Source organism: Sphingomonas phyllosphaerae FA2 (genome assembly GCF_000427645.1).
GTDB classification, from domain to species: domain Bacteria; phylum Pseudomonadota; class Alphaproteobacteria; order Sphingomonadales; family Sphingomonadaceae; genus Sphingomonas; species Sphingomonas phyllosphaerae.
In genome coordinates, this window is the sequence record NZ_KE386571.1 from 435,795 (window position 1) to 456,880 (window position 21,086).

Sequence of the window (21,086 nt, forward strand, 5' to 3'; positions counted from 1 at the left end):
TATGCAGCGTCGACACCGCTCACTCCCGCCACCCCGGCGAAGGCCGTGGTCCAGTTACGGGGCGCTGATGACGACGCGGGGCGCTTCATTACGACTGCCTTCCCAACTGGGCCCCGGCCTTCGCCGGGGTGACGGGGAAGAGGTAAGGGGAGGGGGAGATCACTTCGGCAGATCCATATCCGCCCCGATCACCGCGAAGTCGGTCCACGCGCCGGCAGCACTCCCCGGCTGGCCACCGCCGACCCACAGGCGATACGCGCCCGGCACGACATGTCGCCGCCCGTCGCGCTCGACGACGCTCATCATCCGCGGATCGATCGTGAAGCGGGCCGTGGCGCTCTTGCCGGCGCGCAGCGGTACGCGCTGGAAGCCGACGAGCTGTCGTTGCAGGACCGGCGCGGTCATCCCGCCTCCCGCCACTTTCGGCAGGACCAGATACGCCTGCACCACTTCTTCGCCATCGCGCCGGCCGCTGTTGGTGACGCGCGCGGTGATGGTCAGCGGCTGGCCACTCGCGACGCTCGCCGCGCCGGTGACCCGGTCATAGACATAGGAGGTGTAGGACAGGCCGTGGCCGAACCCCCATAAGGGCGTGCCGGTGAAATAGCGGTAGGTCCGCTCCTTCATGCCGTAATCGATGAAGGCGGGCAGGTCGGTGGTCGCCTTGTAGAAGGTGACCGGCAACCGTCCCGACGGATTGGCCGCGCCGGTCAACACGTCGGCGAGCGCGGTGCCGCCGGCCTCGCCCGAATACCAGAGCGCGAGCACCGCATCGGCCACATTCGGGTCGACCGCGACCGCGCTGCCGCTCGCCAGCACCAGCACGATCGGCTTGCCCGTCGCCTTGAGTGCGGTCAGCAGGCGTTGCTGCGCGAAGGGCAGCGCGATGTCGCTGCGGTCGCCGCCGATGAAGCCGGGGACCTGCACCTGCAACGCCTCGCCTTCCAGATCGGGAGACAGGCCCCCGACCATCACCACCACGTCGGACGCCTGCGCCGCCTTGACCGCCTCGGCGATCATCGGTTCCTCGGGCGGGAGCCACAGCAGGCGGAACGTCTCGTCCGGGCTGCTGTGGTTGAGCGTCAGGTCGAACGGCTGCGGCCGGCCGTCGCTGTCCCACGCGATCTCGACCCGGCCCTTGGCGATCGCGCCGTCGTGGAGCACGCGCCCGCCGACCGACAGCGTCGCGGTGTCGTGGGTCTTGCAATCCTTCCAGCATTGCGCCTGATCGAGCATCAGCCGGTACGCACCCGGCCCCGGCGGGGTCAGCGTCCCGGTCCAGCGCGCGACATAGCCCTGTACGGGCAAGCCGGGGGCGGGGGGCACGCGGGTCAGGTCGAGGTCGATGTGGCGCTCGGCGCGCTTCAGCACCTCGCGGCCCGCGACGCTGTAGCTGGCGGTCAGGTCCTTGAACGCGGTTTCCGGGAGCACCACCGGCGCGCCGTCGGCGAGCACCGCGCCTTGCGCATAGGCCACGTTCGCGAACCGCTGACGCAGGCCTGCCAGCGGCGTGATCGGCTGGACCGCGGTGCCGTGGTAATTGCCCTGCAAGACGCCCAGATCGTCAGCGTTCGCGCCGATCACCGCCAGCTTGGTGGTCGGTGCGAGCGGCAGCCGCTGGCCGTTGTTCTGGAGCAGCACGATCGCCTTGCGCGCCGCGTCCAGCGCGAGCGCGCGGTCAGCGGCGGTGTTGACCGCATCGGGCTTGATCGAGGCCCAGGGGCTGGTCGCGCCGAACGCGATCCCGAGCCGGCGACGCGCTTCGAGCGAGCGGTGGAGCGCGGTGTCGACCTCGGCCTCGCTCACCAGCCCGCGCGCGACCGCTTGCGGAAGCGCCGCATAGGTGTTGCCGCAATTCAGGTCGTTGCCGCCCTTGACCGCCGCGGCCGCCGCCGCCGCGGCGTCGAGCCGGTAATGATGGAACATGTGGATGTTCGCGACCGCATCGCAGTCGGACACGGTGAAGCCCGTGAACCCCCAGTCGCGCCGCACGCGATCGTTGAGCAACGTGCCCGAGGCGCACGCCGGGGTGCCGTGGATCGAATTGTACGCGCACATCAGCGATTGCGCCTTGCCCTCGGTCACCGCCATGCGGAACGCCGGGAGGTAGGTCGCCTCGAGATCCTGCGGGCTGGGATCGACGTCGAAGCCGTCGCGTCCGGCCTCGGGGCCGCTGTGCACCGCGAGATGCTTGGGCGTGGCGATCACTTTGGGGTGGAGCGGGTCCGGCCCTTGCAGCCCGGTGACGAACGCCACCCCCAGCTTGCCGGTGAGATACGGGTCCTCGCCATAGGTTTCCTGTCCGCGGCCCCAGCGCGGATCGCGGAAGATGTTGATGTTGGGCGACCAGATCGTCAGCCCTTCGTAGATGCGGCGGTTCGCGCCAACGGCCTGCGCGTTGAACTTCGCGCGGGCCTCAGTGGCGACCACATCACCGATCTTGTGGACCAGCGCAGTATCCCAGGTCGCCGCCATCCCGATCGCCTGCGGGAAGACGGTCGCGTGGCCGTTGCGGGCGAGGCCGTGCAGACCCTCGTTCCACCAGTCATAGGCGGGGAGCCCGGCCTTGGCGTCGGCGGGCGCGGTGCTTTGCAATTGCGCGGCTTTTTCCTCGATCGTCATCGTCGCGATCGTCGCCGCGACCGGGTCGGCGGCCGCGCTTGCCAACAGCAGCCAGATCATTTGCGTCCTCCCAGCGAGCGCAGCGTTAGCGCGCGCTTCAATTGTGCCGGCGTGGCGGTAGTTTCCACGCGAATGGTCCGGCTCTCACCGGGTAGCAGATCGAACCCGTCGTCGGACGGCTGCGCCGACAAGGCCCCGAAATCGAGCATTACCGCGCGGGCGAGCCGCGTGGCGGTGATCGTCACCGTCCGCCCGTCCCAGCGCGTCGATAAACCGGGATCGGGCCAGTGGATGTCCTTGGGCAGCGCGCGCTCGACGAGGCGGCGGTGCAGGAGGCGGTCGCCGGCATAGAGTTCGGCGACGCCATAGCTGTCCGCCGCCGGGGTCGTGCCGAACAGCGCGGCATCCGGCACTGCCGCCACGTCGGTGGAGGCGAGGGGGGCGAGGGTGACGTCGCCCCCCTGTTCACCCAGCAATCGCCCGTCCATCGCATAGCCGCGCACCCGCCAGCGCGCCGCCGTCGGGGTCGTCGCGTCGGAGACGAGCGCGACGCGGGTCGCGGCGTCCTTGTGCTCGGTAACGATCACCTGATCCGCGAAGAAGCGTCGCGCGGCGTACTGAAGCAGCTTCCAGCGCCCGTCATAGTCGATGCTCGACCACGAGATCGCCGGCCACGTATCGTTCAATTGCCAGTAGAGCGACCCCATCGTCACCGGGCGGCAGGCGCGGTGGTGGAGGGCGGCCAGCTCGATCGCCTGCGCCTGATTGACCTGCGTGAGATAGACGTAGTCGGCCAGTCCCCGGGGCTCGCCGAGCCGCTCGCGGATGTAGAGCAGCAGACGGTCGTTGCCTTCGCCGGCAAGGAACTTCTGGTGCACCTTCATCACCGCGTCGGTGGGCGTCACGTCGAGCGTGCCCGCAAAGCCCTTGATCGTCGCGAGATCGGGCATCGCCTGAAAGCCGTATTCGGACATGAAGCGAGGGCAAGAATTCAGATAGTTGGCCACCGGTTTCGACCCGGACCAAACATCCCAGAAATGGCGGTCACCGGCGGCATCGGTATCCACCGGGCCTTCGTAATCGGTCGAGGGTGAACCCGGCCAATACGGCACCGCCGGATCGAAGTCGCGCACCGCCTGCCGCAGCACGCGGTCGAACAGCACCGCCATGCCGGTGCCGATCCGCTCCTGCTCGTCAGGGCCGACCGCTTTCTTGAAGGCCTTGCGATCGGACCAGTTTTCCCAGCCGGACAGCACCTCGTTGCCGCCCGCCCACAGCACGATCGAGGGGTGGCCGGAGGCGCGCGCGACCTGTTGCTCGGCCTCGATGCGGACGTTCTCGCGGAAGGCTGCGTCGGGGGGCGTCACCGCGCCGCCGAACATGAAGTCCGACCAGATCATCAGCCCGAGTTCGTCGGCGGCGTCGAAGAAGGCGTCGGGCAGGTAATAGCCGCCGCCCCAGACGCGGATCATGTTCATATTGGCCGATTTCGCATCGGCGAGCAGCCCGCGCATCTTCTCGGGCGTGACGCGCGCGGGGAAATTGTCGAACGGGATCAGGTTCGCGCCCTTGGCGAAGATCGGGATGCCATTGATCCTGAACCCGAATGCGCCGTCACCGCGGATCAGCTCGACGGTGCGCAGCCCGATGCGGCGTTCCGTCCGGTCGCTCTCCACGCCGGCTTCGACCAGCGCGCCGGCCACCCGGTAGAGCGGTTGCGCGCCATAGCCGACCGGCTGCCAGCGCTGCGGCTGCGCGATCGTCAGTGGCACGGTGACGCGATTGTCACCTGCCGCCAGCGTTACCTGCTGTTCGGCGGTGACGACCTTGCCGTCCGGACCGGTGACGGTGGCGCGGACCAACGCCGGGCCGGGGCGATCGGCGAAGATGGCGAAGTTTGCGCCTAGACGGGCCTCGGCATCGTTGAGGGCGACCTGCTGGACCAGCATCCGCTCGAGCCGGGCGTCGTCCCACCCCTCCAGACGTATTCCCTGAGTGGGCCCGATGTTGACGATGCGGGGCCCCCAGTCCCAGCTCCAGTCATATTTGGGTTTGCGGATGTAGGGCGATGTCTGCTTGCCCTTCGGCTCGTCGCCGAACGCGGAATCATATTCGCCGGGCAGCGGGTGCGCCTCGGCCAGCACCTTCGGCTGCATCGTCCGGATCGGCGAGGCGAAGGTGAGGGTGATCGTGTTGTCGCCGGGCTTGAGCCAGCGCCTCGCGTCGACGCGCCATTGGCGGTGCGCATTGTCGGTGGTCAGCACCGCTTGCCCATTGACCGAAACGGTGGCGAACGTGTCGAGCGCATCGAACGCGAGGTCGAGATGGTCGCGCGCGACCTGCTCCGCGGTCAGCCGGAGCGTGCGCCGATATTGCCAGCCGGTCAGCCCGGCCCATTGGATCGCCGCCTCGTTGGTGCCCTTGAAGGGATCGGGGACCTGCCCGGTCGCGATCAGCGCCTGTTGCACGCTGCCCGGCACGGTCGCGGCGAACCATTTGGCGGCGCGGGGATGCGCCTTTGTGGCCTCGGCATCGCTGAGGTCGATGCGGACCTGCCAGTCCCGATCGAGCGGGATCACCGTCTTGGGCGCCGCCACAGCGGCGGTCGAGGCGAGCAGCAGGGGCAGGGCGAGCCAGCGCATCAGCGGCGCTCCGTCAGCGTCACGCTGGCGACCGCATAATAAGGCTCGTCGAGCGGCGAGGTGAATTGGAAGCAAATGTCCTGATCCCCGGTCATCTTCGGCAGGGTGCCGGTGAAGGTGAGGCGCTGCGGGGCGGTCGTCGGGTCGGGCAACGGGAACCCGCCGATCGCGACCGGCTTCGCGGTCGTGTCTCCCGCATCCTGCGCCTTGGTCGCCGCCGCACAGCCGAACTGCACCAGCAATTCGCCGTGCGGCGACACCGGATAATGCCGGCGCAGCTTGGGAATGTCGTGGCCCAGCGCCCAGTTGCGCGCCAGCCGCACCACCTCGACCGTATAGCCGCCCGCGATGTCGAGCGGCGCGGCCGGATAGACCGCGCAGGTGTTGAACAGGTTCAGGTTGAACGCCGGCGCGGTGTCGGTCACATCCGGAACCAGCGGCACGCGCAGGCCGAACGGCCCGGTACCGCAGGGGGCGAGATCGTTGTTGCCGCGCGTCAGCAATGCGGCGCGCGCGGTGTCGAAGCGGCGCACCGCCGCGGTCGGCTGCCCGGCGGCGTCGAAGGCGGTGGCCTGCACCACCACGCCGGGAGTCAGCGACAAGGGAGCCTTATAGGCGCGCGATGTGGACGAGGGCGTGCTGCCGTCGGTCGTGTAGCGGATCGTGCCGTAGCCGGCCTGCGTCGCCAGCGTCAGCGGCACGCGATTGGCGCGCAAGGCGTCGCCGCGTGTGCCCGGCACGGTGAACCCGACCGCGAACGCGCTGTCGGCGACGGTCATGCCGCCGCGCGTCCAGCGTGCCGTCTGTCGCTGCACACGCGGTAGGAAGCCGTTCAGATCGCGCTTGTCCTTCGCCGACCAGGTGATCTCCGCCAGCGCCGCAGCGCGCGGGAAGATGTGGAACTGCACCGCCGCCGGGGTGACGAGATATTCGCTCCAGACGTTGCCCTGCGCGCCCAGCACATGATGCGCACGCTCGGCAGGGATGCCGGCGGGCATCGGGTCATAGGCGTAGACGTCGGCCAGCGAGCTGACGACGTTCTGCCCCGGCACCTCGCTGTCGAGGGTGCTCTGCACGCGATCGAGGTACAGCGGCGTGCCCGGCGACAGCACCACGTCGTGCCCCTGGTTGGCGGCGGCGACCGCGCCGGCCTCACCGCGCCACGACATCACCGAGGCGCTGGCGGGCAACCCGCCGTCCAGGATCTCGTCCCAGCCGATCAGGCGGCGGCCCTTGGATTGCAGATACTGACCGAACTGCTCGATCATCCAGCCTTGCAGCGCGTCTTCGTCCTTCAGCCCCAGCGCCTTGATCTGCGCCTGCACCACGGGGCTGCGCTGCCATTGTTCCTTCAGCGCCTCGTCGCCGCCGAGATGGACGTAGGTGCCGGGGAAGATGTCGATCAATTCGTCGAGCACTTCCTTGACGAACGCGATTCCCTGCGGCCCGGGATTGAACAGATACGGCTCGATGCCCCAGCGATTGCCGACCGGCGGCCGGTCGCCGAGGATGCCGAGTTCGGGATAGGCGGTGACCAGCGCGGTGGCGTGGCCGGGCAGGTCGATCTCGGGCACGATCGTGACGCCGCGCTCACCGGCATAGGCGACCAAGTCGCGCAACTGATCCTGCGTGTAGAAGCCGCCGACCCGCGTCGCCGGGGCGGGGCCGCCGGTCGACGGCGGGGTGCGCCACGCGCCGGTTTCGGTCAGCTTCGGATAGCGCTTCACCTCGAAGCGCCAGCCCTGATCGTCGGTCAGATGCAGGTGGAGCGTGTTGAGCTTCACCGCCGCCATCTGGTCGACGATCCGCTCCAGATCGGCGATCGTGAGGAAGTGTCGCGCGGGATCGATCATCAGCCCGCGCCACCCGAAGCGCGGCGCGTCGTCGATCGTCATCGCCTTGACGCGCACCGGCTGGCCGACGCGCGCGTCGGGGCTGAGCACTTGTACGAGCGTCATCGCGCCATGGACGAACCCGGCCGGGGTGCTGGCGAGGATGCGGATGCCGTCGCGTGCGGCGATCAGGCGATAGGCCTCCGCGCCGGTGATGCCGGCGTCCTGTTCGAAGCGGATGCGCGCCGCGCCGGCCGTGCTCTCCAGCGTCAGCCCGCGCGCGGTGCGGACATGCGCGATCAACAGCCGTGCGGCGGCGGCGGCGGGAGCGGCGGCGCTGACCGTCGCGCCGTTCGCGATCGTCACGCTTCCCGATCTGGCGACGATCGACTGCGGTAGCGGGAGCAGGGATTGTGCCAAGCCGGGCGCGGCGAGGCACGTCATCGAGAATGCCGCGACCGCGGTCGCGAAAGGCCGGGGCATCGCTGTTCCTTGGTTCTGTTTTGGTATTGGCAGGCATCATGCCGCCGCGATTCCGGCGCGTCCATGCCGCCGGCAAAAAAAATGGGCCCCCGCGGATGCGGAGGCCCAGGGCAGGAATTAAGATAAGTAACTGAGGTTATAAGCGGAACGTCACGCTGCCGACGAAGGTGCGGCCATTCTTGTAGAAGGCCGACGGACGGTCGGGGGTGCCGCTGTACTGGAGATAGGTCTCGTCCAGCAGGTTCTGCGCGTTGACGGTCAGCGAAATGTTCTGGGTCAGCGCCAGCGAGGCCGACGCGTCCAGCTGATTGTACGGCGCGACCATCTCGAACGAGTTCAGGCGACCGATCGAGCGGAAGTAGGACGAGCGGTAATTGTAGCTGACGCGCGCCTGGAACGGACCCTTCTCAAAATAAGGGATCACGTTAACGGTGTGCTTCGACAGATACGGCAGGTTCAGCGCACCGTCGATGCCCGGGATCACCGAGGTCGAGCTGTCCTGATAGGCATAGTTCGCCTGGATGCCGAACCCGCCCCAAATCTCGGCCTGGCCGTTGACCAGTACGCCGTTGACCTTCGCCTTGCCGGCGTTGATCGGGCTGTTCACGCGGTAGGTGTTGATGACCCGGCCCTCGAGCGAGTTGTAAAAGCTCTGCCCGGTTTGGGTCGTGGTGATGATGTAGTTGCTGATCTCGCGACGATAGAGTTCGAGCGACAGCAACGCACCGGCGCGCGGATAGAATTCCGCGGTAACCTCGTAATTGGTCGACTCGTAGGGCTTCAAGTTCGGGTTGCCGCCGCCGGCGTCAAGCGTGACGTCGTTCTGCGAGATCGACGCTGCCAGATCCTGATAGCGCGGACGCGAGATCACCTTGGCCGCCGCGCCGCGCACGATGAACTGCGGCGAGATTTCGTAAGCGACGTTCAGCGCCGGCAGGAACTTCAGATAGTCCGTTGAGGTGCTGGTCGGAACCGGCGTCGGGTTCTGGTTGGTCGCGGTCGGCAGCGACAGCGCATAGTAAGACGCGTCATGGGTGTAGACCAGACGACCGCCGAGGTTGCCGCGCAGCCCGCCCTGATCAAAGTTCACCTGGACGTAGCTCGCCGCGGTCCGCTCCTCGACGCGCGTCGAGGCACCGACCTTGTAGAACAGCGGCGTGTTGATGCTATTCGCAAGGATGTCGATCACCGCCTCGCGCGGCAGGTTGAGGTACTTGGTCGCGGTGCCCGAGCCGCCCGAGCCGTCGAAGATCCCGTCCGGCGTGGTCAGCGTGGTGACGCCGAGCTGCGAGCCGTCCTTCGACGTGGTCAGATAGCTGTTGATGCCGCGCGCATCGATCTTGTTGACGTGATCGGTGATCCGGGCGCCGATCAGCAGCTGCTTGAAGAAGCCGTCGCCCAGCGGGACGACCGCGTCGAAGCCGCCGAATGCATCGCGATCGGTTGTGACGCTGTAATCCTGCCCGCCGATCTGTGCGGCGTTCAACTGCGTGCCGTTGACGAGATACGGCGTGCCCTCGATCGTGACCTTGTTGTTGCTTGGGTTGGTGAAGTAATTGGCCGGGTTGGTCAGGTCGCCGGTGAAGTTCACCTCCGCCGTCGTCGGCGAAATCGCGTAGCTGAACGGCAGCTTGGTCTGCACGTTGAACAGATATTCGGGGTTGCGGCCACCGGTCGCCTTGCTCCAGCCGCCGACGAACGACACCTTGGCACCGTTGTCGCCTTCCCAATCGGCGAAGAAGTTGAGGTTGTCGGTCTTCAGCTTGGTCGAGCGGACTAGCGTATCCAGCTGCGCGTTGCGCTGGCTGGTCGCCGCGCCGAAGCTGGCATTGGTGATGACGCCGTTCGAGATCGTCGCGGATTGCAGGTCGGCACCGCTCCATGCGCCAGGGATCGTGTACATCGACTGGCTATAGTTGTTGTAATTGCCGTCGATGTGCAGGCCGTTCAACGTCAGCGTCAGATTGCTGGCCGGACGATACTGCACCGTGCCCGACACGCTGGTGCGCTCGCGCTGCTGCTGGAAATAGGCGTAGTTGATGCCGAACGGCAGCGTCGCGGCGGCGAGGTCGTTGCGCGTGCCGCCCGTGACGGTGGCGTTTGGGTTCTTGAGCAGCGCTTGCCCGCTGGCATCGCGGACGAGGTTGATGTTACCGTTGGCATCACGGGTCGGGTTGCCATCCGCGTCGTTGATCGTCTGGAACAGACGGCCGTCGGCTTGCTCGTACCCGAAGAATTCGACGCCGGCGCGGACGAGCTGCTGCTTGTCATAGGTGGCGGCGACGAGGAAGCCGAACGTCTCGTCCTGGTTCTTCCAGCTGTACAGGCCCGAGCCGCGGATGCTGCCCTTCTCCGAACGGTCGTTGTAGGTGTAGCCGCCCGAGGCGAACACCGAATTGGCGTCCAGCTCCAGCGGGCGCCGCGTGCGCACGATCACCGTGCCGCCGAGGCTGCCGTCCTCGAGTCGGGCCTCGGGCGACTTGTAGACTTCAAGGCGGTCGACCAGCTCGGGGGCGAGCAGCGAATAGTTGAAGGTACGGCTCGACGGATCGTTGTCGTTGCCGCCCCAATCGGCCGAGGCGAGCGCGTGGCCGTCGAGCAGCATGCGGTTGAGCGCCGGATCGGTACCGAGGATCGCGACCTTCTCGCCCTCACCGAAGCGGCGGTCGATCGAGACGCCGGGGATGTGCGCGAGCGACTCGGCGACGTTGCGATCCGGGAATTTGCCGATGTCCTCGGCCGAGATCGCGTCGACGACCGCGTTGGCGTTGCGCTTCAGCTCGATCGCCTGCCGAAGACTGCCGGCATAGCCGGTGACGACGATGTCGTCGCCGACGGTGCCGTCGGCCTGCGTGTCGGGCGCGGCGCTTGCCGGCGGCGTGGCCGGCGTCTGCTGCGCCTGCGCGCTGGTGGCGGCGAAACCGACAATGGCGGTGGAAACCAGCATCATGTGACGCAAGCGCATACCTGAACCCCCTCATAAGCCCGTGGGCCGAGCACATTGATAAACGGGCGATGCGTCGGCGTAGTCGTAACTACGAACCGCATCGGTCCTGGACTGGTCTTGTAACCAATCTGGGTCAGCTCGGACATAGGTTGTTACGAAATAGTTTCACGTGCAAAAGCGATTTTTAGCATTTCGGTCGAAAGTGTGGTTTTTGGGCGACATGGCGATCCCGCCGTTCTGGCGTCGCATTGGCCGGGTTGGGGTTGCGCGCCGTCGGGCTTGGGTTACGGTTGCCGTCAGGGGAAAGCTCTGCGCTCTAGCGGAGACAGGAAGGAACGCGGATGGCCTTTTCGGACGAGGTGGGACGGTTTCGGGAGGGCAATGCCGCGCCGCTCTACCTCCAGTTGCAACAGGTGATCCGCGAGGCGATCGATGGCGGCATCCTCAACCAGGGTGATGCGATTCCCGCCGAGCGCGATCTGGCGGTCGAATATGACGTGTCGCGGATCACGGTGCGCAAGGCGATCGGCGGGCTGGTCGAGGACGGATTGCTGACGCGGCGGCGTGGGGCGGGGACGTTCGTCGCCGGGCGCGTCGAGAAGAGCTTCTCCAAACTCTCGTCCTTCTCCGAGGACATGGCGGCGCGCGGCAAGACCGCGTCGAGTAGCTGGATCAGCCGCGTGGCCAGCACCGTGAACCCAGAGGAGAGCATGGCGCTGGGGCTGTCACCGGGCGCACCGGTGTTCCGTTTCCAGCGCATCCGCCATGCCGACGACGAGCCGATGGCGCTCGAGGTGTCGACGATCGCCGGTTACTGCCTGCCGTCGGTCGAGGCGGTCGAGGACTCGCTGTACAGTGCGCTCGACAAGGCGGGCAGCCGCCCGGTGCGCGCGCTCCAGCGGTTGCGCGCAGTGCCGTTCGGGCCGGAACATGCCAAGATGCTGGGGGTCGACGCCGGCCATGCCGGGCTGTTGATCGAACGCCGCGGGTTCCGGCGCGACGGGCGCGCGGTGGAGTTCACGCGGTCCTATTATCGCGGCGATGCCTATGACTTCGTCGCGGAATTGTCGGACCTCTGAGCTCCCGTCGTCCCGGACTTGATCCGGGACCCCGCTTCTCCTCGACGGTTGCGCCAGGAGCGGGACCCCGGATCAAGTCGAGACCTCTGCGAAAGGCGCCCGAGAAGGCGGGTAAGGCTTTTCTGGCCGATGGGGGGAGCCGTCAAGCGTGCAGGTAGGTGGGTGTATGTCCCCTGCCGAGAAGCCTCGAACGGGTCGTTCAAGCAGCAGCCCGCCGCAGATTATAGGCGATGGCGGCAAGGTCGACCTGGAGGCGGCATCGTTCGAGCCCGCGGTAGCGCATTCTGACCAGGCCGTAGGAACCGCGCTTGAGTTCGGAAAAGGTCCGCTCGACGGCGCCGCGTATCCGTCCGATCAGCTTGTTGCGCACCGCCTGCCAAGGGGGAAGCGTCGGTTGCCCGCGCACGCGGCGATGCTGGATGCGGTCCTTGATGCCGCGCGCCTTGAGCGCCTCGCGCCGGGCGCGCTTCTCGTAAGCCTTGTCGGCATAGACGGCGCGCTCGTCGCCCAGGATGAGGTCGTCGGCCACTTCGCTCTCATAGGTCTTGGCCGGCGTCACCCGCCGGTTGCGGATCAACCCCGAACCCTGGTCGACACCGACATGCACCTTATAGCCGAAGAACAGCCGGCGTCCCCGGTCGACGCGCGTCCAGCTGGCGTCGGGGTCGTTGGCCGAACGGCTCTCCCCGCCTTCCGCCGGCCGGGCACTGCGCGGCGGACAACGGACCGCCGCCTCCACCAGCGTGGCGTCGATCAACGTACCGGACTTGACCAGGAAGCCTGCCGCATCGAGCTGACGCTGCACCTCGACGAACAGCGCCTCGCCCAGCCCCGCCTCGACCAGCGCCAGCCGGAAGCGGCACAAGGTCGTCTCATCCGGCGTCGGCTCCTCCAGCGCCAGGCCGCAGAACCGCCGGAACGATACCCGGTCGGATAGCGCCTCCTCCAGCCCCGGGTCCGACAAGCCATACCATTGCTGCAGCAGCAGCGCCCGCACCATCGCCAGCGCCCGGTACGGCGGACGTCCCGTCGTCCCGGGCCGCACCCGCCGCACCAGCGCCTCCACCGGCGCCCAGTCGATCAGCGCCGCGATCCGCTCCAACCGCGCATTCCGGCCAAACCCCGCCGGCAAAAACGCCTCCGCAAATCCCCGCTGTTCCATCGACGCCGATCCTCCCACAGCATCGAATCATATCCATGCCGAAACGTCAGCACATTTTCGCAGAGGTCTCGATCAAGTCCGGGGTGACGGCTTATTGGGTCAAGGCTTCCGCATCCGCTACCAGCAGGTGCAGCGTGCCATCCGCCGGTCGCGCCACCGCGCGGACGCCCAGTCCGCGCAATGCCGTTTCGTCGACCTTCGCCTGCCTCAGCGTCACGCGGACGCGCCCCGGATGGACGCTGGCCTGTCGCACATTCGCTGCACCGCCGAGCGCCTCCAGCGTCGATGCCGAGAGCACCACCGCCGCGTCGGCGGTGTCATCGACAACGTTGACCGCCGTGACCGTCACGCCGCCTGCCGCGAGCGCATCGCGAATCTCAACCGCGACCACATCGGCGATCGGGCCAAGCACGACCTGCAACGCGGTCGGCGAGGGGCGGATCAGCCCGCGCGCGCCGAGCGCCTTGAGCGCGGCATCGTCGACCGCCTGCTGGTCGCGCACGTTCAGCCGCAGCCGGGTGGTGCATGCGCCGACTTCGGTGAGGTTGCCGGCCCCGCCCAGCGCGCGCGCGAACGCCGCACCGCGCTCTCCCGCGGCGACCGCCACCGGCCCGTCGCCCTCGACCGGCTCGCGCCCCGGAGTCTTGAGGTCGAAGCGCGCGATGAAGAAACGGAACAGCCCGTAATAGAGCGCGAAATAGACCGCACCGACCGGGAGCAGCAGCAGCGGCCGTGTCGCGAGCCGGAAGTTCAGCACATAATCGAGCAGCCCCGCCGAGAAGCCGAACCCCAGCTTCACGCCCAGCGCGTCCATCAGCGCCATCGATATGCCGGTCAGCACCGCATGGACCGCATAGAGGATCGGCGCGAGGAACATGAAGCTGAACTCGATGGGCTCGGTCACGCCGGTCAGCATCGAGGTGAGCGCGAGGCTGAACAGCATCCCGCCGATCGCCTTGCGCCGTTCCGGCAGCGCGGCATGGTACATCGCGAGGCAGGCGGCGGGCAGGCCGAACATCATGACCGGGAAGAAGCCGGCCATGAACGCGCCCGCGCCGGGGTCGCCTGCGAAGAAGCGGCGCAAGTCGCCGGTGCTGCCGTGATAGTCGCCCATCACGAACCAGACGATATTGTTGAGCAGATGGTGCAGCCCGGTGACGAGCAGCAGCCGATTGAGCAGCCCGAACAAGAACAGCCCCGCGCCGCCCGAGGCGGCGATGCCGTAGCTCAGCTGGTCGATCCCGCTGGCGATCGCGGCGAACCCGGTGCCGATGACCACCGCGAGCACGAGGCCGGCGAGACCGCTGACGATCGGTACGAAGCGCCGTCCGCCGAAGAAGGCGAGATATTCGGGCAGCGCGATCGTCGAAAAGCGATTGTAGAACAAGCCGCCGACCAGCCCCGAGAGGATGCCGGCGGGGACGTCGAGCCGCGTGATCGCCTTCGCCTTCCACGCTGCGATCGCCAGATCGGCCGAAGGGCCGGTCAGCCCGGCGGTGACCTCAGGGGGCACCGACAACAGCACCTTAGCGGCTTCGGTGGCGACGAGGAAGCAGACCACGCCCGCCAGACACGCCGCGCCGTTGCCGTCGCGCGCGAAGCCGGTCGCGACGCCGATCGCGAACAGCAGTCCCAGGTGCGAGAAGATCGCGTCGCCGGCCGCGCTGACGAACGCGATGTTCAGCAGGTCGGGCTGGCCGAGCCGCAGCAGCAGCCCGGCGATCGGCAAGACCGCGATCGGCAGCATCAAGGCGCGGCCGAGCGGCTGGAGGGTGCCGAGGATCGACTTCATCGCGCAAACTCCCGTGCGAGGCGGCGGACGGCGGCGGCGTCCGGGCAGGCGAGCGCCGCGCGCGCATGATCACGCGCCGCCGACAGGTCGAGATCGCGCACCAGCGCTTTGATCTCCGGCACCGCGGCGGGCGCGACCGACAATTCGGTGACCCCGAGCCCGAGCAGGATCGGCACCGCGAGCGGATCGGAGGCGAGGCTGCCGCACACGCCGGTCCAGCGGTGGCGCAGCGCGCCGCCGCGCACCGTCTCGCCGATCAGCCGCAGGACGGCGGGGTGCAGCCCGTCGAGCGCGCCGGCGACCGCGGCATTTCCGCGGTCCATCGCCAGCGTATATTGGGTCAGGTCGTTGGTGCCGATCGACAGGAAGTCGGCCTCGGCGGCGAGCAGATCGGCGCCGATCGCGGCGGCGGGCGTCTCGACCATCACGCCGAGTTCGACGTCGCGCGCGCCGCCTGTCAGCCGGTCGAGCACCGCGCGCACCTTGAGCAGTTCGTCGACGCCCGCGATCATCGGCACCATGACCCGGCAGCGCCCGAGCGGGCGGACGGCGAGGATCGCCTTGAGTTGATCTTCGAGGATGTGCGGATGCGCGAGCACGACGCGGACGCCGCGTAGGCCGAGCGCGGGGTTTTCCTCACCCGCGATCGGTAGATAGGGCGCGGGTTTGTCGCCGCCGATGTCGAGCAGCCGGACGATGAGCGGACGCCCGTCGAGCGCGTCGACCACCGCCTGATAATCGGCGGTCTGTTCGGCGACATCGGGGGCGGTGTCGCGGTCGAGGAACAGCAATTCGGTGCGCAGCAGCCCGCAGCCTTCCGCGCCGTTGCGCACCGCGACTTCGGCGTCGGCGGGCGACCCGCAATTGGCGAACAGCTCGATCCGCGTGCCGTCGGCGGTGCGGCAATCCTCGCCGGCGCGGGCGAGCGCGTCGGCGCGGCGCGTCGCGGCGGCGGTGACGCGGACCTGCGCGTCGGCGAGCATCTCCGGCGACGGGGCGGGGTGGAGCCAGCCGGTGCTGGCGTCGAGCACCAGCGTCGTCCCGTCTGGCACCGCGCGCAACGCGCTGCCGAGCGCGACCAGCGTCGGCGCGCCGCGCGCGGCGGCGAGGATCGAGACGTGCGAGGTCGGGCCGCCATGTTCGATCGCCAGCCCGGCGACCCGGTCGAGATCGAGCGCCATGAACTGCGACGGCAACAGATCGTCGGCGAGCAGGATCGCGCCCGCGGGCAGCGTCACCGCTTCCTCTTCGGCGCCGACCAGCCGCGCGATCAGCTGACGTTCGAGATCGAGCATGTCGTCGGCGCGTTCGGCGAGTCGCGGGTCGCCACCGGCGCGCAACGCGTCGGCCTGCGGGCGGATCGCCTCGCGCCAGGCATGGGCCGCGCTGCTGCCGCGCGTGATCGCCATCAGGGTGTTCGCGATCAATTTCGGATCGTCGAGGATCGCGGCGTGCGCCTCGAGGATCGCCCGTGCGCCGGCGGGGCCGGTGGCGGCGCGCTCGGTCAATTCGGCGATCAATCCGGTGCGTGCGGCCTCGAACGCCGCTTCCTCCGCGGCGACGCCGTTGCCGCTGGCGGCGACGGCCAGATCGGCTACCTGCAACCGGAACGCCGCGCCAATCGCCAGACCCGGTGCGGCGGTCACGCCAGCGATCGCCCCCTCGGGTACGTCACCGGCGGCGGGTGGAGCGGGGCGGGGCGCGACGGGAGCGGCGTCTTCCTTGATGCCGTGGAGGATCAGTTCGGCGACCGCCTCGACCGCCGCCGCGGCCTGCGCGCCGGTCGCGGCGATCGTCACCCGGTCGTTATGCGCGACGATCAGCGACAGCAAACCGATCGGGCTGGTCGCGCCGACCGGTTCGCCATCCTTCGCCAGCGTCACGACGGCGTCGAAGCCGCGCGCGACCTCGGCGATGCGCGCGGCGGGGCGGGCGTGGATGCCGTGCGGCAGCGGCACGACGATCGTGCGCGTCGTTGCAGGACCATCGTCCGCCGCCTGCTGCGTCTGCGCGTCGAGCGCGGTGAGCGTCATCAGCGCATCGCCCGATGCGACGATCGCGCCGGTCGCGCGGTGCGCGATCGTGAAGCGGTCGCCGTTCGTAACGACGATCGGCGTCACTGCCGCGCGCGCCTCGCGGACGATCCGGTCGAGGTCGAAGCGGATCAGCGGCTGGCCGCGCGTCACCGCGTCGCCTGCCGCGACCAATGTCTCGAACCCCTGACCCTTCAGCCCGACGGTATCCAGCCCGATATGGATCAACAGTTCCGCGCCCTCGGAGGTGCGCAGCGTGATCGCATGACCGGTCGGCTGCACCGTTACGACGCGCGCATCGCACGGCGCGACCAATGTGTCGCCCGTGGGGTCGATCGCGACGCCGTCGCCCAGCATCCGCTCCGCGAACACCGCATCGGGCACGTCGTCGAGCGCGCAGGCCCAGCCTTCGAGCGGTGCGTAGAGCGAGAGGGAAGCCATGGCGTCTCCGGAAACGATCGGGGTCAGGCGACCGGCTGCGCGCCGATCCAGGTGCTGGCGGGGTACAGGTCGCGGGTCAGGATCGCCCAGTCGGCGCGCTGCCCGACCGCGAGAGTGCCGCGTTCGTCGGAGAGGCCGAGGAACGCCGCCGGGCTGGTCGCCGCCAGCCCCGCCGCCGCTTCCGGGCTCAGCCCAAGCCGCGTCACCGCGCCGCGCACCGCGCCTGCCATGTCGAGGTCCGATCCGGCGAGCGTCCCGTCGGCACCGACGCAGCGTCCGCCCTCGACATGGATCGGCTTGCCCTGCAGCACGAAGTCCTTGGTCTGCGCGCCGACGCACGGCATCGCATCGGTCACCAGCATGAAGCGGTCGGCCGGGCGCGCGCGAAGCGCGATCCGAAGCGCAGCATCGTCGACATGGAAGCCGTCGACGATGATCCCGCACCAGGCGCTGTCATTGTCGAGCGCCGCGCCGACCACGCCAGGCGCGCGATGCGCCAGCGGCGACATCGCGTTGTAGAGATGCGTCACCCCGCTCGCGCCCGCCGCGAAGGCGGCGGTGGCGGTCGCGTAATCGGCGTCGGTATGGCCGAGGCAGACGCGCACGCCCGCCGCGACCAGCGTCGCGATCTGTTCGGTCGACACCCGCTCGGGCGCGAGCGTCACCATCACCCGCCCGCGCCGCGGCGCGGTCAGCAGCGCGAGCATGGCGTCATCGAGCGCGCGGAATCGCGCCGGGTCGTGGATGCCCTTGCGCGCGACGTTGATGACCGGCCCCTCGACATGGATGCCGATCACGCCGGGCACGCCGGCCTCGATCGCGGCATCGACCGCGTCGAGCCCGCGCGCGATCGCATCGGGCGTGTCGCTGATCAGCGTCGGCATCGTCGCGGTGGTGCCGTAGCGCGCGTGCGCCAGCGCGATCGCCGCCAGCCCCTCGACCGTCGGCGTGTCGTTGAACAGCACCCCGCCGCCGCCATTGACCTGCGTATCGATGAAGCCGGGCATCACCCAGCCACCGTCGAGATCGGTCGCGCCGGCATCGGCGTCGGCGTCGATCGCGGTGATGATCTGGTTTTCGACCGTGATCGTCGCGGCGGACAAGGTGCCGCCGGGTGTGACGATATGGCCGTTGGTGAAACTGTGCCGCGTCATAGCGTGCGGGTGACCTTGCTCAGATGGCGGGGCGCGTCCGGGTCGAGCCCGCGCGCGACGGACAGATTGTTGGCCATGCGATAGAAGCTCTGGATCGTCAGGATCGGCTCGATCGCGGGATGGTCGGCGAGCGCGGGCGGATGGCTGGCGCCGTCGGCGCGCGCATCGGCGAGCGCGACCCGCGCGCCGCGCGCCGCGAACTCGGCCGCCGCCTCGCGCACGCCGTCTCCGGCGATATCGGAGGTGGCGAAGGCGAGCAGCGGGAAGCCTTCGCCCACGATCGCCATCGGCCCGTGGCGGACCTCGGCGGCGCTGAACGCCTCGGCATGGAGCGCGCAGGTTTCCTTCAGCTTGAGCGCGGCTTCCTGCGCGATGCCGAAGCCGAGCCCGCGCCCGATCACGAACAGATTGTTGGCGTCGACCAGCAGATCGACCACCTCGCTCCAGTCGAGCGCCCAGGCGGTGTCGAGTCGATCGGGGAGCGTATCGACCGCAGCACGCAGTCGCTCATCGCCCGACCATTCGGCGACCAGCAGCGCCAGCGCGGCGAGCGCCGTAATATAGGATTTGGTCGCCGCAACCGACTTCTCCGGCCCGGCCATCAGCGGCACGACCGTGTCGGCGGCTTCGGCGAGCGGCGAGCTGGCGTCGTTGACCAGCGCGACGATCCGCGCGCCCGCCGCCTTTTGCGCGGCGACGGTGGCGAGCAGGTCGGGGCTGCGTCCGCTCTGCGAGATCGCGATGCACAAGGGTGCCGCCGGGGTCTTCACGGCCGATTCGTAGACCGAGGCCACCGATGGCGCGGCGGAGGCGACCGGCACGCCGACGAACGTCTCGATCAGATATTTGCCATAGGTCGCGGCGTGATCCGACGAGCCGCGCGCGCAGGTGACGACGACGGCCGGCGGCGTCGCGCGCAGGTCCCGCGCCAGATCGCGCAGGGTATCGCGGTTGGTGGCGAGCGTGCGCGCCACCGCGGCGGCGGATTCGGCCGCCTCGGCGAACATCAACGTCTTATCGGCGTCGGGCATGTGGTGGCGCTTCCCTCGCGAACGGCGCGGACCCGGTGTGCCGCCCCCCTGTTGGGACGGAATTAAGTCATACATTGGTATTGTTCAAGTCTCTGCCGCGCGAAGCATGCCGGCGAGCGTGGCAACCGTCTCCACATCGGTGGCTTTCGCGATCGGCGGGCTGAAGCCGAAGTGTGTGAGTGTCGCGTCCTGCTCGGGAAGCGCGGCGCGGCACGACGCGTGCACTTCCGTCACCCCGGTGGTGAGGAGCGCGGGCAAGGTCGCCGCCGACACGCCGCTGCCCGCGAGGATCACGATCCGGCCTGCGGCGCGCTCGACGAGTGTCGCCAGCATCGGCACCGCGTCGACCGCTTGCGGCGTTCCGCCCGAAGTGAGGATGCGATCGAAGCCCAGCGCGATCGCTTCCTCCAACGCGGCGGGCAGGCCGGGTGCGAGATCGAAGGCGCGGTGCAGCGTCAGCGCGAGCGGGCGACCACGCGTCGCGCCGAGATCGCGTGCGTGCGCGATCCACGCGGCCAGCGTCTCGGTGTCGAGGCGATGGTCGCGCACGCTCGCGCCGATGACGACTCCGGCCAGCCCCGCTTCGGCGGCGGTGCGAATGTCGTCGGCGACCAGCGCGCGCTCGGCGGCGTCATGGACGAACCCGCCGGCGCGGGGACGTGCGAGCAGGTGGACGGGCAGGGGCGCCTGCGCCGCCGCACGCACCAGCGAGGCGGGCGGGGTGAGCCCGCCGACGTCGAGCGCCGCGCACAATTCGATCCGGTCCGCGCCGCCGGCAACCGCCGCGGCGATGCCGCGCGCATCCTCGACGCAGACCTCGAGCAGCCGGCGCGTCATGCCGCGAACAGCGACGGCGCCTTGTTGACGACGGTGCGCCCGGCGGTGTCGGTGACGGCATAGGTGAAGCCGGGCAGCAGGCAGAACGCCCCGACGTTGCCGCGCGGATCGAGCGCGAGGAAGCCGACCTGTACGCCCTTGATCGCGTCGCCGCGGAGTTTGGCGATGTGACGGACCACTTCCTCGCACGCCCGCTGCGGCGACAGGCCGGCGCGCAGCGACGCGACGACGCGCGCGCTGCCCGAAACGCGCGTGACTTCCTCGCCGACCCCGGTCGAGGTCGCGCCGCCGACACCGCGTTCGACGTACAGCCCAGCGCCGACCTGCGGCGAATCGCCGACCCGCCCGCGCATCTTGAAGGCCATGCCAGAGGTCGTGCACGCGCCTGCCATCCGCCCGCCCGCATCGCGCGCGAGCAGGCCGATCGTGTCGTGATCGAGCGCGCCGCCCGGGGGCACATGCCGCTGTGTGCCGTACGTGCCGGTCTCACTATTGGCGACCGGCTGGTATTTGGCGGTCTTCAGCCAATCGCGCCACGCCTGTTCGGCCTCGGGGGTCAGCAAATTCTCCTGCGGAAAGCCCTGGTCGCGGGCGAAGCGTGTCGCGCCTTCGCCGACCAGCAGGGTGTGCGGCGTCTTCTCCATGACGCGACGCGCGACCGAGATCGCGTGGGTGGTGTTCTCCAGCGCGGCGACCGCGCCGACCGCACCGGCATCGTCCATGATGACCGCGTCGAGCGTGACGTGCCCGTCGCGGTCGGGATAGCCGCTATAGCCGACCGAATGGTTGTTCGGATCGGCCTCCGGCACCTTCGCACCCGCCTCGACCGCGTCGAGCAGCGAGCCGCCCGCCTTCATTGCCGCGAACGCCACGTCGTTCGCCGCCGCACCGAAATCCCACGTCGAGACGATCATCGCGCCGCCCCCGCGCGCCGCCGTTGCCGGTGCCGTCGCCCCCAGCGCCGCCATTCCGGCCATCACCGATCGCCTGTCCGTCATCCGCCACGCCCCTCGCCTTGTTCGTCGCCCACC

General features: G+C 69.1%; 12 protein-coding genes. 1 reads left to right on the forward strand and 11 read right to left on the reverse strand.

Features of this window, described 5'->3' with window-relative positions:
- Positions 1-159: 159 nt before the first annotated feature.
- The 4 genes from SPHPH_RS0102445 to SPHPH_RS0102460 form a co-directional block, all read right to left on the reverse strand.
- The gene (locus SPHPH_RS0102445; RefSeq protein ID WP_037487928.1) at positions 160-2,682 is read right to left on the reverse strand and encodes a glycoside hydrolase family 3 C-terminal domain-containing protein; all 2,523 of its coding nucleotides are present in this window, start codon (positions 2,680-2,682) and stop codon (positions 160-162) included.
- A complete protein-coding gene (locus SPHPH_RS0102450) occupies positions 2,679-5,264 on the reverse strand; it encodes a beta-mannosidase (protein WP_028965264.1) in 2,586 nt (861 codons plus the stop codon). Before SPHPH_RS0102450 ends, SPHPH_RS0102445 begins: the two co-directional genes overlap by 4 nt.
- A complete protein-coding gene (locus SPHPH_RS0102455; protein WP_028965265.1) occupies positions 5,264-7,579 on the reverse strand; it encodes a beta-N-acetylhexosaminidase in 2,316 nt (771 codons plus the stop codon). Before SPHPH_RS0102455 ends, SPHPH_RS0102450 begins: the two co-directional genes overlap by 1 nt.
- A gap of 136 nt (positions 7,580-7,715) precedes the next feature.
- Positions 7,716-10,544, reverse strand: coding sequence for a TonB-dependent receptor (locus tag SPHPH_RS0102460; protein ID WP_028965266.1), 2,829 nt, complete (start codon positions 10,542-10,544; stop codon positions 7,716-7,718).
- A gap of 323 nt (positions 10,545-10,867) precedes the next feature.
- On the opposite strand from SPHPH_RS0102460, the gene SPHPH_RS0102465 reads away from it, so the two are divergent.
- A complete protein-coding gene (locus SPHPH_RS0102465; RefSeq protein WP_028965267.1) occupies positions 10,868-11,605 on the forward strand; it encodes a GntR family transcriptional regulator in 738 nt (245 codons plus the stop codon).
- Positions 11,606-11,804: 199 nt separating this feature from the next.
- Here the strand turns inward: SPHPH_RS0102465 and SPHPH_RS0102470 are convergent, their stop codons facing one another.
- From SPHPH_RS0102470 to SPHPH_RS0102500, 7 genes are all read right to left on the reverse strand, one after another.
- The gene (locus tag SPHPH_RS0102470) at positions 11,805-12,767 is read right to left on the reverse strand and encodes an IS5 family transposase (protein ID WP_028965268.1); all 963 of its coding nucleotides are present in this window, start codon (positions 12,765-12,767) and stop codon (positions 11,805-11,807) included.
- 91 nt (positions 12,768-12,858) lie between these two features.
- On the reverse strand, positions 12,859-14,559 hold the full coding sequence (gene nagE, locus SPHPH_RS0102475; RefSeq protein WP_028965269.1) for an N-acetylglucosamine-specific PTS transporter subunit IIBC: 1,701 nt from the start codon (positions 14,557-14,559) through the stop codon (positions 12,859-12,861).
- Complete coding sequence (gene ptsP / locus SPHPH_RS0102480) at positions 14,556-17,033, reverse strand: phosphoenolpyruvate--protein phosphotransferase (RefSeq protein WP_028965270.1); 2,478 nt, start codon at positions 17,031-17,033, stop codon at positions 14,556-14,558. The genes nagE and ptsP overlap by 4 nt, the downstream gene beginning before the upstream one ends.
- A 23-nt stretch (positions 17,034-17,056) precedes the next feature.
- A complete protein-coding gene (gene nagA / locus SPHPH_RS0102485; RefSeq protein WP_028965271.1) occupies positions 17,057-18,187 on the reverse strand; it encodes an N-acetylglucosamine-6-phosphate deacetylase in 1,131 nt (376 codons plus the stop codon).
- A complete protein-coding gene (locus SPHPH_RS0102490; RefSeq protein WP_028965272.1) occupies positions 18,184-19,218 on the reverse strand; it encodes an SIS domain-containing protein in 1,035 nt (344 codons plus the stop codon). Before SPHPH_RS0102490 ends, nagA begins: the two co-directional genes overlap by 4 nt.
- Before the next feature lie 84 nt (positions 19,219-19,302).
- Positions 19,303-20,055: a copper homeostasis protein CutC gene (locus SPHPH_RS0102495; protein ID WP_028965273.1), complete on the reverse strand. Its 753-nt coding sequence runs from the start codon at positions 20,053-20,055 to the stop codon at positions 19,303-19,305.
- Positions 20,052-21,053, reverse strand: a complete 1,002-nt coding sequence (locus SPHPH_RS0102500; protein WP_028965274.1) for a glycosylasparaginase — start codon at positions 21,051-21,053, stop codon at positions 20,052-20,054. The genes SPHPH_RS0102495 and SPHPH_RS0102500 overlap by 4 nt, the downstream gene beginning before the upstream one ends.
- Positions 21,054-21,086: the final 33 nt, after the last annotated feature.

Bases quoted from the DNA above. Each gene is read 5' to 3' on its own strand.
- SPHPH_RS0102445 (WP_037487928.1), bottom strand. From the start codon at position 2,682: ATGATCTGGCTGCTGTTGGCAAGCGCGGCCGCCGACCCGGTCGCGGCG.
- SPHPH_RS0102450 (WP_028965264.1), bottom strand. From the start codon at position 5,264: ATGCGCTGGCTCGCCCTGCCCCTGCTGCTCGCCTCGACCGCCGCTGTG.
- SPHPH_RS0102455 (WP_028965265.1), bottom strand. From the start codon at position 7,579: ATGCCCCGGCCTTTCGCGACCGCGGTCGCGGCATTCTCGATGACGTGC.
- SPHPH_RS0102460 (WP_028965266.1), bottom strand. From the start codon at position 10,544: ATGCGCTTGCGTCACATGATGCTGGTTTCCACCGCCATTGTCGGTTTC.
- SPHPH_RS0102465 (WP_028965267.1), top strand. From the start codon at position 10,868: ATGGCCTTTTCGGACGAGGTGGGACGGTTTCGGGAGGGCAATGCCGCG.
- SPHPH_RS0102470 (WP_028965268.1), bottom strand. From the start codon at position 12,767: ATGGAACAGCGGGGATTTGCGGAGGCGTTTTTGCCGGCGGGGTTTGGC.
- nagE (WP_028965269.1), bottom strand. From the start codon at position 14,559: ATGAAGTCGATCCTCGGCACCCTCCAGCCGCTCGGCCGCGCCTTGATG.
- ptsP (WP_028965270.1), bottom strand. From the start codon at position 17,033: ATGGCTTCCCTCTCGCTCTACGCACCGCTCGAAGGCTGGGCCTGCGCG.
- nagA (WP_028965271.1), bottom strand. From the start codon at position 18,187: ATGACGCGGCACAGTTTCACCAACGGCCATATCGTCACACCCGGCGGC.
- SPHPH_RS0102490 (WP_028965272.1), bottom strand. From the start codon at position 19,218: ATGCCCGACGCCGATAAGACGTTGATGTTCGCCGAGGCGGCCGAATCC.
- SPHPH_RS0102495 (WP_028965273.1), bottom strand. From the start codon at position 20,055: ATGACGCGCCGGCTGCTCGAGGTCTGCGTCGAGGATGCGCGCGGCATC.
- SPHPH_RS0102500 (WP_028965274.1), bottom strand. From the start codon at position 21,053: ATGACGGACAGGCGATCGGTGATGGCCGGAATGGCGGCGCTGGGGGCG.